Origin of the sequence: Novipirellula artificiosorum (genome assembly GCF_007860135.1) — a bacterium.
GTDB classification, from domain to species: domain Bacteria; phylum Planctomycetota; class Planctomycetia; order Pirellulales; family Pirellulaceae; genus Novipirellula_A; species Novipirellula_A artificiosorum.
In genome coordinates this window covers 439,648-453,625 of sequence record NZ_SJPV01000002.1, presented here as the reverse complement: position 1 = coordinate 453,625, position 13,978 = coordinate 439,648, and the positions used below count along the sequence as shown (strand labels likewise).

14 protein-coding genes are annotated in these 13,978 nt (G+C 55.8%); 2 read left to right on the top strand and 12 right to left on the bottom strand.

Annotated elements, in window-relative coordinates; all coding sequences use genetic code 11:
- Nucleotide 1: 1 nt before the first annotated feature.
- On the bottom strand, nucleotides 2-742 hold the full coding sequence (locus Poly41_RS07510; protein ID WP_146525300.1) for an ABC transporter permease: 741 nt from the start codon (nucleotides 740-742) through the stop codon (nucleotides 2-4).
- Between the two features lie 264 nt (nucleotides 743-1,006).
- Between Poly41_RS07510 and Poly41_RS07505 the strand changes: the two genes are divergently transcribed.
- A complete protein-coding gene (locus Poly41_RS07505; RefSeq protein WP_146525299.1) occupies nucleotides 1,007-1,765 on the top strand; it encodes a DUF1638 domain-containing protein in 759 nt (252 codons plus the stop codon).
- Between the two features lie 39 nt (nucleotides 1,766-1,804).
- Here Poly41_RS07505 and bioD read toward each other — a convergent pair whose 3' ends face one another.
- Nucleotides 1,805-2,527 (bottom strand): dethiobiotin synthase, encoded by a 723-nt coding sequence (gene bioD / locus Poly41_RS07500; RefSeq protein WP_146525298.1) that lies wholly within the window; start codon nucleotides 2,525-2,527, stop codon nucleotides 1,805-1,807.
- 32 nt (nucleotides 2,528-2,559) lie between these two features.
- Here bioD and Poly41_RS07495 point away from each other — a divergent pair, with 32 nt between their 5' ends.
- Nucleotides 2,560-3,441 (top strand): carbon-nitrogen hydrolase, encoded by an 882-nt coding sequence (locus tag Poly41_RS07495; RefSeq protein WP_261344888.1) that lies wholly within the window; start codon nucleotides 2,560-2,562, stop codon nucleotides 3,439-3,441.
- Nucleotides 3,442-3,467: 26 nt separating this feature from the next.
- Here the strand turns inward: Poly41_RS07495 and Poly41_RS07490 are convergent, their stop codons facing one another.
- The 10 genes from Poly41_RS07490 to Poly41_RS07445 all read right to left on the bottom strand — a co-directional run bounded on the left by Poly41_RS07490 (nucleotide 3,468) and on the right by Poly41_RS07445 (nucleotide 13,974).
- Nucleotides 3,468-4,532 carry a sigma-54 interaction domain-containing protein gene (locus Poly41_RS07490; protein ID WP_146525297.1) on the bottom strand — a complete coding sequence of 355 codons (1,065 nt, stop codon included), beginning with the start codon at nucleotides 4,530-4,532 and terminating at the stop codon, nucleotides 3,468-3,470.
- A gap of 143 nt (nucleotides 4,533-4,675) precedes the next feature.
- Nucleotides 4,676-6,592, bottom strand: coding sequence for a response regulator (locus Poly41_RS07485; RefSeq protein ID WP_146525296.1), 1,917 nt, complete (start codon nucleotides 6,590-6,592; stop codon nucleotides 4,676-4,678).
- Between the two features lie 143 nt (nucleotides 6,593-6,735).
- A complete protein-coding gene (locus tag Poly41_RS07480; RefSeq protein ID WP_146525295.1) occupies nucleotides 6,736-7,305 on the bottom strand; it encodes a hypothetical protein in 570 nt (189 codons plus the stop codon).
- A gap of 54 nt (nucleotides 7,306-7,359) precedes the next feature.
- Nucleotides 7,360-8,700: a vWA domain-containing protein gene (locus Poly41_RS07475; RefSeq protein WP_231615490.1), complete on the bottom strand. Its 1,341-nt coding sequence runs from the start codon at nucleotides 8,698-8,700 to the stop codon at nucleotides 7,360-7,362.
- A gap of 73 nt (nucleotides 8,701-8,773) precedes the next feature.
- The gene (locus Poly41_RS07470; protein ID WP_231615489.1) at nucleotides 8,774-9,148 is read right to left on the bottom strand and encodes a TadE/TadG family type IV pilus assembly protein; all 375 of its coding nucleotides are present in this window, start codon (nucleotides 9,146-9,148) and stop codon (nucleotides 8,774-8,776) included.
- A gap of 124 nt (nucleotides 9,149-9,272) precedes the next feature.
- Entirely contained in the window at nucleotides 9,273-9,722 is a 450-nt protein-coding gene (locus Poly41_RS07465) for a TadE/TadG family type IV pilus assembly protein (protein WP_146525293.1), read from the bottom strand.
- A gap of 340 nt (nucleotides 9,723-10,062) precedes the next feature.
- A complete protein-coding gene (locus Poly41_RS07460; protein ID WP_146525292.1) occupies nucleotides 10,063-10,371 on the bottom strand; it encodes a hypothetical protein in 309 nt (102 codons plus the stop codon).
- Between the two features lie 201 nt (nucleotides 10,372-10,572).
- Nucleotides 10,573-11,310 (bottom strand): hypothetical protein, encoded by a 738-nt coding sequence (locus Poly41_RS07455; RefSeq protein WP_231615488.1) that lies wholly within the window; start codon nucleotides 11,308-11,310, stop codon nucleotides 10,573-10,575.
- On the bottom strand, nucleotides 11,311-12,507 hold the full coding sequence (locus Poly41_RS07450) for a peptidylprolyl isomerase (RefSeq protein WP_231615487.1): 1,197 nt from the start codon (nucleotides 12,505-12,507) through the stop codon (nucleotides 11,311-11,313). It abuts the gene before it with no gap.
- A 135-nt stretch (nucleotides 12,508-12,642) separates the two neighbouring features.
- The gene (locus tag Poly41_RS07445; RefSeq protein WP_146525291.1) at nucleotides 12,643-13,974 is read right to left on the bottom strand and encodes a DUF1015 domain-containing protein; all 1,332 of its coding nucleotides are present in this window, start codon (nucleotides 13,972-13,974) and stop codon (nucleotides 12,643-12,645) included.
- Nucleotides 13,975-13,978: the final 4 nt, after the last annotated feature.

Below are 13,978 nucleotides of genomic sequence, written 5' to 3'. Positions count from 1 at the left end.
GCTACGGACCTTCCTTCGTGACGATTGGATGGGTTTGCATCTGGCTTGATTCCGCACGGCCAATCAACCACAAGAACATGGCTGCTGCCAAGCCAGCGGAACTAAACATCATACACATCACCATGACTTGGTAGCGAGCCGCAATCAACGGCGACACCCCCGCTAAGACTTGCCCGGTCATCATTCCAGGGATCGATACGATTCCGACCGCAAACAACATATTGGTAATCGGGATGAATGCGGCTTTCATCGCATGAACTCTCGCTTCGTGGTGCAACTGGCCTCGACCGACTTCGGTGTAGTAGCGTTCCGCAGCCAGACTGACGGCGTTCATGCAGCCCGAAAACGTCATCCCTGCCAACGGGATGAACACGCGAGGCAAGTACCACGGATCGAGTCCCAGCACTGCTTGCGTCATCATCAACAGGGTGATCCCGCCACCCACCGCGACCGAGAGGACAGCAAAGGGAAAGTTCCGTGCCCGGTCTTGTTTGATCGATCGAAGCGCGATCCAGCTGGCCGCTAATAACATGACCATCATGATCGCCAGCACAATCCAGGGCGTTTCGGTCGTAAATACGTACCCGAGCAAATAGCCTACCAGCAGCAATTGCAGAATCATCCGCGCTAACCCTACTAGCGCCGAACCGGCACCGAGCGACCAGCGAAACATCAGGACCAGCACCATGAACACCGGCACCAGCGCAAACGCTAATCGATGCAGCGGGATGACATCAGCCATGCGTGTGGAGGTCCCGTGGGTAAAGGCTGGACAATCTTCTCTCTTCGCAGAGGCGGTTGAATCGGAAACAGGGGATCAGGAACTCGCAAACTATGACCGATCGGCTTGCCGATGGCAAGCTTCGCTCAAGTCGGATAAAAACGGGTGTGGGAGTGAAGTGCTGGCGGTCGATTCTGACTCCGGCCTCGCCACGCCACCTAGCCGAACCGTTCCGCCTCCTTCGATCCATTGACATCCCCACCGCAAGCACGCGAGCGAATCAACGTGAACGCTGCCAACAACCGACGCATTCTTCTTTCTTGCAAGATTTTTGAACGAGAGGTCGAACAGGCACTCGCACGCGTGACGGGCGAGGTTGTCGTGGAGTACCTGCCGCTCGGTTTGCACTGCGGTAGTGCCGAGGATGCACGGATGGGGATTCAAGCCGCCCTTGACGCCATCGACGAGGAGGATTTTGACACGGTACTGGTCGGTTATGGTTTATGCAATTTCGGCATTCGCGGTCTGGTTGCGCGCCGTCTGCCCATGGTCATCCCCCGCTCGCACGATTGCATTTCGTTCTTGTTTGGCAGCCGTCAACGCTACATGGCGTTCTTCGAAGCACAGCCCGATTCGTATTTCTTGACCGCCGGATGGGTCGACGGCATGGACGAAGGCACGTTGGGTCCCGATAAGACCGTGCTCGGTTCCCAACTCGGACTCAATCGCGATTTAACGGCGTTGATCGAAAAGTATGGCGAGGACAACGGTCGCTATTTGTACGACCAACTGAAACCTCGGCAATACGCGCAGCGCGTCTATGTGACCACGGGATGTCCCGAGGAGCCCGCATTGATCCAGCACGCCCGCGAAGAGGCGGCGAAACAGGGATGCCCGTTGCAGGTGGTTCAGGGTGACACCGTGCTGGTGGATCGATTCTTAAACGGCCCCTGGGACGAAGAGAATTTCCTCGTCACGCCTCCGGGGAAACAGGTTGCGGTTGTCTACGATGATCGATTGATTGATTGGACCGAGGCGGAATGATTCGATCAGCAAAAACAACGCGTTGCCGTTGAAAATGCGCTAGCCGAAGGGTACGGCCAACAAGCGATGGGCCCACGATTGCACGTCGGCTGCGTTTGCACCGAATCGGACTCGACCCACAACGGGGGTGTCGCAGTAGTTCTCGATTTCGCGAGCGTTTTGCTCCGCCGACCGATCGAGTGTTTCGGTCACGTCGCTCAAAATGATGCCTTTGGGGGTGATCCCCAGTGATCTTGCCGCCCTGCAGGTGGCAAGCGTTTGATGGATGGTCCCGAGCCGGTTTGCTGCGACGACGACCACATCGATCGGATCGAGTCGCTTGACCAAATCGGCATTGAGAAAGCCGTCGGCCAGTGGGCTAAAAAGCCCACCGGCTCCCTCGATGATCGAAATGTCAAAGTTGAGGTTCCAATTTGCTGCGCCGTTGACCAATAATTCTCGGTCAACGGTGCGGCCCTCTGCCCGCGCAGCCTGAGGCGGTGCGACGGGCGCAATAAATTTCTGCGGACACACCTCGTCGAGTGTTCGCGGTTTTCCCGCTGCATTCCACAACCGCTTGGCATCCTCGGCCACTCTTTCTTCGCCTTCGTCACGGCAATCGCTGGCTACCGGCTTGTAGACACCCACTTGCATGCCAGAATGTCGAAAGTGTTCGGCCAGCAAACAGCCGATAAAGGTTTTACCGACATCGGTATCGGTACCGGTGATAAACAGCCGCCGAGGGGTGGCGCGGTCGGTACCATCTTGGCTGAGCTGATTCATTCCCGTTTTCCCTCTTGTTGGATATGGTTCTGGTGACCCGCAGCGTAAAACTTGGACTGGTACAGATGAAGGATGCTGGCTCGAAGTCGGCGATGATCGAGAACGCTTCGCAGTGGATTCGTGATGCCGCGAGTCAGGGAGCACAAATTATCTGCCTTCAGGAATTGTTCAACGGGCCCTACCCGTGTCAGAGCGAAGATCATCGGATGTTTGATCTGGCCGAATCGATCCCGGGGGAATCGACCGACGCGATGTCAAAATTGGCGGCGGAACTTGGTGTCGTCATTGTCGTGCCGATGTTTGAACGTCGAGCTCCGGGACTGTATCACAACACGGTCGTCGTGATGGATGCCGACGGAAGCATGGCGGGGGCCTATCGAAAGATGCATATTCCTGATGATCCTCTGTTCTACGAGAAATTCTATTTCACGCCGGGGGATCTAGGGTTCCGACCGATCCAGACCCAGTTTGCCAAGTTGGGCGTTGGCATCTGTTGGGACCAATGGTATCCCGAGGCCGCACGACTGTTTGCCCTTTCGGGAGCCGAGATCCTTTTGTACCCCACGGCGATCGGCTGGATTGATGAAGAAAAGGAGGAGTTTGGTGCGGGGCAACGCGATGCTTGGCAGACCACGATGCGTGCTCACGCCATTGCCAACGGTCTCTGGCTCGGAGCGCCGAACCGAGTGGGAAGGGAACAGCGATTGGAGTTTTGGGGCTCGAGCATCATCGTATCGCCACGCGGCGAAGTGGTGGCCAGGGGCGATGAATTCGAAGGAATCCTGCTTGCCGACTGTGCATTGGGCGAGATCGACGTAGTGAGAACGCATTGGCCCTTTTTGCGGGATCGGCGGATTGATGCCTATGGTGGGCTGCTGAATCGCTGGAATGACGATCCGCCATCGATGCGATGAGAATCGGCGGCTTGGGGCAATGATGGCTAGTCACCGGAATCGTCGAGTCCGTAATCCTTGATTTTTTTGTGCAGCGTATTGCGGTTGATTCCCAGCATGGCAGCCGCTTTGGTCTGCACGCCGCCGCAAGTCGACAACACTTGAGCGATCAACTCCTTTTCCACACGATCGACGACCAACCCATGCACACCTCCTTCGTCAAGGTTCGCTTCACCGAGTCCTTGCATGACCACTGCTCGCGTCAGCGACTCGATATCACCGGCTGGCTTTTCGGTGCCGGCGGGAACATCGTTGTTAGTCACACAGATCGGTAGTAGACTCGGTGTCAACTCGTCGGTTTCCGCCATCACAACGGATCGTTCGATATAGTTTTGTAATTCACGTACGTTGCCCGGCCAATGGTAGTCTTGCAACGCCTCGATCGTGCCGGGGGCGATATGGACAACATAGCGGTCGTTGATTTCGTTGTAGTATTCGAGAAAAAAAGAAACGAGCGCGGGGATGTCTTCGCGGCGACGACGTAGCGGTGGGATCTCGATCGGAACCACGTTCAGCCGCCAATAGAGGTCTTCGCGAAACCTCTCTTCGCGGACTTCGTTCATCAAGTCACGGTTGCTTGCGGCGATAATCCGCACATCGGTATTGAGCGTTGTGGTGTCGCCGACACGTTCGAATTCCTTCTCCTGAAGCACGCGCAGCAGCTTGACTTGCAAGGTCAACGTCGTGCTGTTGATTTCATCGAGGAAGATCGTTCCGCCTTGGGCTGCTTCGAACCGCCCGGCGCGATTCGCGACAGCCCCGGTGAAGGCGCCACGAACATGACCAAACAGCTCGCTTTCGAGCAAGCTCTCGCTCAGTGCACCACAGTTCACACGCACAAACGGGCCACCGCTGCGATGGCTGAGTCGGTGAACTGCACTTGCGATCAGTTCTTTGCCGACGCCTGTCTCACCGAGTACGAGGACCGAAGCATTGCTTCCGGCGACGCGCCGCGTGATTCGATAGACCTCCTGCATCGCTGGCGAATTACCAATGATGCCCGCAATCGGCGGTTCCCCAGGGCCGTTTGAAGATATACCAAGAATCGCCATAAAAGACAGCTTGCTGGTTCCAATCCGTCGACATTGTCAGAAACGTTGATCGCACTCCATCAAAGAAAATAGTCTTAATTGGCTTGCAGGGGTACCCACGTTCGCTATCGGCTTCCAACGAGAACGCCGTCCGGCGGTCCGCCCTATTGCCGAGACTGAATGGCTTCCGCCCCAATTTGCCGATACAGTTCTCGGTCAAGCGGCGACAATTCTGGCAACCGGCGTCGGCTTTCCAGTTCATGTAGCAAATCGTGATAGGCTGCGGGCGATCCCGGCGCGTGATCCATGAACAGGACCGGAGCGGCCCAGCGCAGCGAATCGGTCGTCGCGGGGATGTCACCGTAGAAGACGATGGGAAGCTGCTCACCACGCGAGCTGCGGCGGACACGATCGACCAATTCGATTCCGGCGGCATCGGCGAGGTCCGTTTTGGAAACCAACATTCGCAAATCACCCCCTGCGTTGACGGCACGTTCCGCATCCGCAACCCCCTTGGCCTCTCGAACCTCGTAGCCGAGATCATGCAAGATCCTGCCTTGTATCAAGAGCACATCGGGGCGCGTTTCGACGACGATCGCAGTGGGTGAATCCGACAGCGATGCCATTTCCGCAAACGTCTGCCTCACGAACGTGCTGCCGGGATAGTCGTTGTGGAAATCAAACGTAGCGATCGCCGATGCCGTTTCAAACCGAACACGCGGTGACGCCGAGATTGCGGCTCGCACCAACGGCGAAATCTCGGGTGATGCCAACGTCAGCCATTCGGATTGCTGAAGCGGATCCGAAACCGCTCCGATCAAGCGAGCCAAACCGACGGCAGCCGGATTGTCGCTGTTTTCGATTGCAGTGGTCAAAGCGCCAACCAACGATCCGTTTTCGATCACAGCGGAAAACGATTCGCGGAACGCCTTGATTTGGTCGTCGTCTCCCCAGTCGGGGTCAATCATCACGCGGTACCCCAGCTCTGCCGCAAGGACTTCGTTCGCCACCTGCGTCGTTAACGATCCGATGCGACGCAGCCGCGCTGATGCATCCACAACATCCCGATACGCAACCATCATTTGTTGTGTGAATTGAAAATCAACGCCATCTCGGTTGTGATTGACGCTCCACAGCGTTCGTGCTTCCAAATCATTGCGAGTGCGGTTTGCGACTTCAATACGATTCTTGAGTTTCTTTCTCAGGTATGCGGTGCAGCCGGAACGATCCGGAATTGTGCGCAGCGCCGAAGCCAACGTTGCCGTCGCAAATTGGACCTCACCTTCGCTGGAGTCTTCCCCATAAAGCGAGGTAAGAAGTTCGTCCATCGAAGCGTTCTTGTCGATACGAACGAGCATCGTCAAGGCGCGAAGTCGGACCGATGGGGACCCGTAAAGTGCCAACTGACGCAGCGCCCGTTCACCTCCATCCCCTAAACGCAGCATGGTTCGCAACAGATCGTCTCGAGGTGCAGCCGGTTGTTCTGAAACCAGGCTTTTTACCAGTACTTGGATCGCTGCATTGCCGCCACGCAATAACCGTCGCATCGCTTCGATTCGTTGATCCACGGCCGGATGGTCAAGGTCATTGGCAGCCTGAGTGAGCAGCGAACGCGACGCGGCATCTTGCTTGGCAGCCGTACGGAGTTTTTCGATGCCCTCTCTTGCTCGCTCGTCGGTCCCTTCATGCCGAGCGGCGCGAAGTTGTAGAGCCGGCTCGATACGACGAGACATCTCGGCCAGCAACTCCTCGTCAATCTCTCGATTGACCACTTCACCCAGTAACGTGTTGGCTTCCGACCAGCTACCGATCCGGATCAGTGAAGCAATCGATTCCGCCAATTCCAGGTTGCCCCTGCGGGCTCGAACCATCAATTGGTGAGTAAACGGGTCCGGTTCCTCCTCGGCACCCTCCGTTTCGGCGGTGGGCGGGTTGGTGGAGGCGTCGTCAAACAGATCGCCCGCTGGCATGGGACCAAAAAGATCTTCTTGGGCCATCAAGTCGGCACGGCTGCCAAAACCAACCGAGGCGAGCATCACGCCGACGAGCGTGGCAAAAAACAGGAGATGTCTGGAGAACATGGATACGAGTCTGGGTGGATGGAAGGAGGATCTTTGGGGTGCCCCCTCCATGATAGTCACTGAAGAGCACCTTGTCGTTTTCGGGATTGGATAAGGGTGCTTTCCCTTTTTGACGACCAAACTGCGTGGCTCGCCAGCCCGCGCTACCGGGGAGCGCTGAGTTCCGTGATCAAATGTTGCCGCCGCTCGTATTGGAGGGTTCCAGGTTCAACGTCTCGCAATTGTTCGATCTCGTCGGTCAATCGCTGACGATAATTGGACCAATAGGAGGAGACTTCTTTTTCTCCCGGCAGCCACTGCGTTTTCCATTGGGTGTCTTTTTGGCGTTGGGCGTCCAACAAATCACGGTCCAAGGCCCTTGCGTACTCACGATATCGCTCGGCTTCTTGGCGGCGGTGTTCCAATTGCATCTGACGAGACGCGGACGCGGATACCGGCGTGGTGGTCGCTTGGGTCGGCATCGTGCCATGACGAAGCGGCAACGAGAATGCCCAGGCCAAAATGCACAGCGACAGCGCTACCGACAACAGCATCCAAAATCGTGATGGTTGCTTCGCAGGATGTCGCAACGAGCGTGGTGATGTTGCTCGATGGGTTTCGTCAGTGGGATTCTTGGTTTTCGTCATCACTTGTTCTTTTTCCCCGTTCGCTTCTTCAAAGTCTGGCGCTACGAAAAACGTATGCAACCCGACGGCGAGGCAGCAGATCGACATTCGATCGGTTGCCTACGCATCGGGTGTTGCATCTCTCTGATCTGGCCAGGTTCTTTACTCCGTCAAAATGGTCGGCAAGTTGTTCGCAATCTCTTCGAAGATTTGTTTCAATTGTTCTCCGTTGGCAGCGTGGTAGTGTTTGCCACCGCCAGCCAGTGCGACGGCTCGCATAGCATTCTGGTCGGCACCGTCGCCGAAAGTAACGGTATGAATCGTCAACGGACAGTTTTGAACAAACCCTTGAGCGGTTGGCAGCGAATCCGGGCCTCGGTTTTCGACACCGTCGGTCATCACGACCATCGTTTTGGCTGCATAAGGACGGGCATCACTGCTGAGTAGTGTTGGCATCCCCTTTTCCATGCCACGGCCAATCGCTGTCCATCCGCCTGGGTTTAAGGAGCGAATCGTTGATCTGACAACAGAAAAATCCTTGGTCAAGCCGATGTCGGTGGTCGCCCACTCCGAGTAGCTCGCCACCGAGACTTGCTCTTCTTGGACCGTGGTGTCCAACACATTCAAGAAGGCATCGACGGCCTCCACGAGGTCCTGCCACGGCTGACTCGGACAATCTTCCAATCCATAGTGCTCGTTCCAGACCCACTGCTGGTAGGTCATTGAATTCACGCCGGGTGCGTAGTAGTACGAGGTGCCACTATAATAGCTGTAGGACGATGTCAGCATGCCAGCGGCAACTCCCGCATTCTTGGTCGACGTGTACCAAGGCGATTTTCCGGACGGCCAGTCAAAATCGAGCTCGGGAACCATCGAACCGCTGCGGTCGAGAATCAACGAGATGTCGCGGTCGACTTGCATCGCGACCGATTGTTGATGCGAGGCAAAATCGTTGGTATCGAAAAGCCCAGGAATGATCAGGGGCACGCGTCCCGACAACGAACTGTCGTCTCGACGTCCATTGACGCGAACTGCACTGGCGATGTTCTCACCACTGGTAATCGACGCGATTGGCATCCTTTGGAACAGGTAACGCCCGGTCAAACCACCGGGTTGAGTGGTGATCCCGAATTCGATCTCTCCCGCTGCTTCTCCGGACCGAATTTGCAGGGGTTCGCCATCGACATCATTGAGCGCTGCGGTCGCGATTGCGGCCACCTCGGCCGCGTCGGTCGTTTGGTGCTCGCTAAACGCGCGCCCACCTGCCCGAGCCGCGGCGTCCGTTGCAACCATCAATTCTGTTTGCGTCAATTGCATTTGAGCGGTATTGATGCAAAACGCGGCAAGCAACGCCAGGACTGGCAGCAAGAATGCCATCAGCGCCAGGACGCTACCGTGCCTTGGATCCCGGGGACGCGCCGGTGGGGAGTCCATCGATCGGTTGTTCGGACGTTTCAATGATTCGGCACACTCTTGGTGTGAGTGGATTCGATGAAGAGACATGGTGAGGTTCGCCAGAGAGAGATGAGGGTAAAACGTGTTGTCAGTCAAGTTGTCGTTGGGTACGGTTGAGTTACTATTGTTCGTAGAATCCTTCATAACGTTCGGTCCGCATCACGGCGGTCGTTTCCATCAGGGTTTCGGGAAGAAACATCGGTGCAAATAGCGCGATCTTCTTGAGGTCAACACTGACCGTGACCGAAATGGTCTCCGCATCAAAGTTGACGTCGCTCACCGTTGCGCTATATCCGCCTTCGTTCAATAGCGACCCCATGATTCGATCGACTTCGGTCACGGCGTCCGCACTGGTTGCTCCTGGCACCATGGCGACACGCGCTGCGAAGTAGGCAGCGTCTTGAGCCAGGTTTCTGGCCATGTTCATGCGTGCAAATTCCATGCAGGTGAGGATGATCATGAACAAGACGTTTGCGATAATCGCGAATTCGACCATGGTCGCACCCTCACGTTGTTGGCGCGAATCGCGGTGAGGTCGCTTCTTTTTGAGGCGTGATCGGCGATGGAATTGCATGGTAGCCACGTCGGCGTTAGGGGGAAGTAAAATCGGTTGTCAAAAACTAGTTCGGTAGGTTTTTGTATTCTTTACGCATCGTCACGTCCGCCGACATCATCAAGTCGCCAAACATCTTCGATGGGATTAACAAGTTCCCCGCGCACGGAACCGTGACGGTCATCCGCACGTTTTCGAGCGTTTCGGCTCCATCGAATCCAGGGGCATCGATTTGTACCGATCCGGCACCTTGGTGCTGGATGTTGCGTTGATCCAAGAATTCGAGGACACGCGTGGTGGCGTCTGCATTGGTGTGCCCACGGCCCACGCCCTGGCGAGCGCCTTCGTAGGCTGCGATGGTGACCGATTCACGCAGGAACAGCATCGAACAGAGGTCGATGGTGCCAAGCGTGAGAATGATCAACACCGGTAGGCAGATCGCAAGTTCAACGGTGGCGACGGCGCGTCGATCGCGGCGTTTCGGTTTTCGGTTGTGTGTTTTTTTTAGAGCTAACATGGATAAGATCGTTGTTTGAAGAGTCAGGCCCCGGCTCTACTAGAAACCTAGGTCAAGAATCCAATGGAGGACGGATTCTTTTCAAAAAACTATCTTGCCGCGACCGCTTTTGTGTGCTTTGTCACCAGAATGGGACCTAAGAATTGCCCGGATCGCTACAACCGGAACAAGGGCGGCGACGCGGTGCGTTTTGTTGTCGCAGCCGCCACGGAAAGCTGGAGTTCAGGCGAGAGGCCCGTTCGCCCTTTTCGTGGCCGTGAATCGTCGAGCGAGCGAGCGTGGTCGCCGTGAAAGTGCCTGAACTCCAGTGGGCAAAGGTTGCCCGCAGCAGCCGTAAGTTTTATGCCGCCATCAGTTCGGTTCTCAACCGATTCGCTTCCCTCGCCGAGATCGCGGCATTTTCGCGGCGGATGCCGTCGCTTCCATAATAGATTACCGAGTGCTTGGTGAAATCGCAGATCGCCGTCAACTTGACACTTCGCGGCCCGTGAAGACAAAAATAGATCCCACACAATTTGCCACCCCGAACCACCTCTCGCTGGGTCATCGGGAATTCTTTCGGCTCCAAGTGACCCAATTCGCACAATCGTTGTTCGACGTTGGCACAAAGTGCCTCAAAGTCGATTCGAGGAGGCGCAATACAGATCATCTACATACCACTTGGAGGAGTTCACATCCAGTGTTTCACGCGGCCAATCAACCCGGATGTTCAATCGCTTGGCAGCATGGATATCGGCGCGGTGGTGCCAGAAGATTAGTTTCCAAAAAAGACTATTGTTGCTGGGGCCTAGAATCCGGCAAGAAATACGGGTTATGTCAATTCCAACCTAGTTGAACGTGCAATCCAGGATTAATGATGCTGGAAATACCCGCCACCGTCTGCCTGAGTGATACGACCAAAAATGTCAGCCAAGATTGCCTGTTCGAGGGAAGCATCACGACCAAGCGGGATCCAGCCAAGCGTTTGAGGGGTGTCGTCGTAACGATCTTTTTCGCGGATGATCGTCCCATCATGGCGGCGTGAAACAGCGGACTCGGTGGCAAACTGTGTTCGATCGGTGTCTTCCAAATCCTTCTGAACCACCACTTCGATTGAATATGCCGCTCCCTGGGGACGGACTGTTACAATCGCCCGGCGTCGAATCGACTGCAAACTGGATTGCATCCGTTCGAATCCGGGCGTGCTATCCTTCTTCCAAGGCTGCGCCAACGAACTGCCGATCTGATAGACCGTTTCTAATCGGCCATCCAAGATCATGCCGTTTGAGTTTTGCACGGGCTGCTCTCGGGCAATTCGGAAATAGTCGTCCATCGCATCGACCACCTGCGACCAAACAAAGTCATCCGGCGCCGGTGGCAAATCCAGTGGGTTGGGAACGAAGGTTTCAGGAGGATGGTTGGTCAGTCGATAAGCAAGTTGTCCACAACCGGCAAGCAGACAACTGAAAACAAGAAGGCAACTTGTCGCGGGACCTATCCATCGGCCACCACGGCTGACCTGCGGAGTGGTTGGTGCATTCCAGAGACGCTTGGCAATGGATGCTGCCGGGAACCTTCGATCGAATCGTGTTTCCGAATTGCCACCCACTTAGAACCGCCCCGCACTTGGTTTTCGATTCGATTGACGCGACGAGATGCTCTTCGGCAATGGCTCTGCCCCTGGGATGTCCTCGGGGAACAGCGACCACACCGGAATCCGCTGCTGCATTTCTTGCATCACCTGCTTTTGCGACTCGGCAATTTTTTGTTCTCGAATCTTAGCACGAATCTCGTCTTGAACTTCACTGAGCGGTGTGAACCCCGCATCTCTTCGTTCGAGCACGCGAACGATGTGCATGCCTTCGTCGTCGGTGATGACTTCGCTCATCTCGTTGAGCCGCAGGGAAAAGATCTGTTGATCCAACTTTTCCGACGCCAGCGATCCTTTGGTGGTCCAATCGTGAACCCCGCCTGAACGGCCAAACGGTTCTTGGCTCTTCTCGCGTGCAACCGCTTGCATGCTGCCACCGTAATAGGCTTCGCGTCCCATTTCCTTGATGGCGATTTCCGCCGCCTCCGTGCTGGGGAAGTTGGCTTTCATCACCGACAATTGTTCCCATTTCGCAGCCGCCGCTTGTTCGTATTCGTCGCGATGATTGCGGTAATGCTGAATGATCTCGGACAAGGACACCGTCGGTTCCTGCTCGACTTTGCTGCGAATGTACAGATGTCCCAGCATGGCATCGGCAAAATCTCGCTGGCGAGCGGACAGCGAACTGCCCTTTTCTCGCAGCAAATCGTCGAGTTCCGTGAGGTCCTCGACTTCGTATTGCTTCTTCAGCTGGGGCAACTCGGATTCATAAAACATTTGCCGAGCTCGGGCAGCCAATGTCGCATCGGCCTCGGCCCGTTTGTCGGCGTTCTGAGTCCCCACTTGGTCAAGTAGGAAACTCTCTCGCAACATCTTGTTCTGAATCGCTTGGTTGAGCATCCCTCGCGTCAGGTTGATGCGAGCGAATTTGAGCTGATCCTCCGGGACTTCTTGGCCCGCTTTGCTGAGCACTTCGTCAATCCGCGCTTGGACCTTGGGCGATATTTCCCCCAGAAAGATTGGCGATTGACCCACAACGGCTAAAACCGCAGCCGGATCCTCTGGCAAGTCGATGCTCTGAGCTTTGTCGATCTCTGCGCGCGTGGGTATCTGTGCGTTGACCGATCGGATCCCGAGGACCAAGGCAATCAAAGCGACAAGCACACGAAAGGGCCGGCCAATGACGACAAGTCGAAATATCTCAGGCGACTGCATTCCTTGCTCTTCGCTGGTGGAAAGGGGCTCTGCGCACAAGCGGGATCAAAACGATGATCCCCCTTGTAGCCCCAAAATCAGCACGGTGGCAAGGTCAGTGTTTTCGGACCCAATCCCCGAATTTCCCCGGTGCAGCTAGGCCAACGGGTTGAACGTTAAGCCGCTTAACAACTTGGGATAAAAGTAGGTGCTTTTCGCCGGCATCCGCTCCTTGTGCAGGCTGATCGCCTCGACATGTTCCAGCTTGGCAGGCATGACCAGGGCAGCCAACGTGTACGGTTCATCACTGTCGGATTCGGCTTGACTTCCTTCGCCCTTCATTCCCTCGATCAATTCGGCAACATCATGCACGTACGTCGGCTTCGGATGACCTTGGCACTCTAACAAGTCATCAATGACCAATCGATGCAACAGGCTGACCCCAAGTTGGCGCCAATCTTCGCTCTTGTCTGCGGCCAATTCCTTCATCTTGGCAAACGCTCCCTCGGACGCCTTCGCAAGAACCCACGTCTCGTCTTCGACCGCGTAAAGCCCGATCAGCCCCTGCTCATCTGCGGATTCCATCATGGACCAAACGGCGTTGGCCGCATCCAATCCGCCGGCAACGACTTCACAATCAAACATTCCGGCCAACCGAGCGACAAGCCGCGCAGACGAGAACTTGGCCGTACCCCGCAATAACCGATGGGTGGGAAGCACGATCATGCCGGGATCACTCATTCCAACCAGCATGGTCATGACGAAGTTCGCCGGATGATCGTCGCCCAGTGGCCCGGATTGTTCCGTCAAGAATTGCTTGTAATTGCATGCTGTTTCGTAACGATGATGCCCATCGGCGACGAACATCGGTTTGTCCTTCATCGCTTCACTGGCCTTGGCGATCACCGCTTCGTCGGTCACGGGCCATAAGACATGCTTGACCCCCAAATGGTCGGTTGCTTCGATCGGGGTGACGCCCTTGGTCGCTTCGTCCAGCAGCGAGATCACGGCGTTTTCAGGATCGGGATAAAGACCGAAAATCTGGCTATTGTTCTGTTTCGTGGCCTTGGTCAATTTGAGTCGATCGACCTTCGCCTTGGGGTGCGTTTCTTCGTGAGGGTAGATATTGCCCTCACCGAACGGTTGCAAACGGACTCGAGCCATGAAACCACGGCGATTGAAGGTCTGGCCGTCAACGGTGAATTGTTGATGATAAACGTAGTAAGCCGGAGACTCATCTTGTTTGAGTACCCCTTCGCTTTTCCACTGTTCGACAAACTTGGCGGCACGTTCGTACTTCTCGTCGCCCGCATCGCCAGGTTCTTGCCGGTTGAGAATGATGCGAATCACGTTGGCAGCATGCCGTTTGTAGAGTTGGTCCTGCAGTTCAGGATCGATCACATCGTAGGGCGGCGCGATCACATCCGAGATCGATCCAACATGGTCGAGGTTGTAGCGGACGGCAGCAAAAGGGGCAGTTTGTGGCATGGTC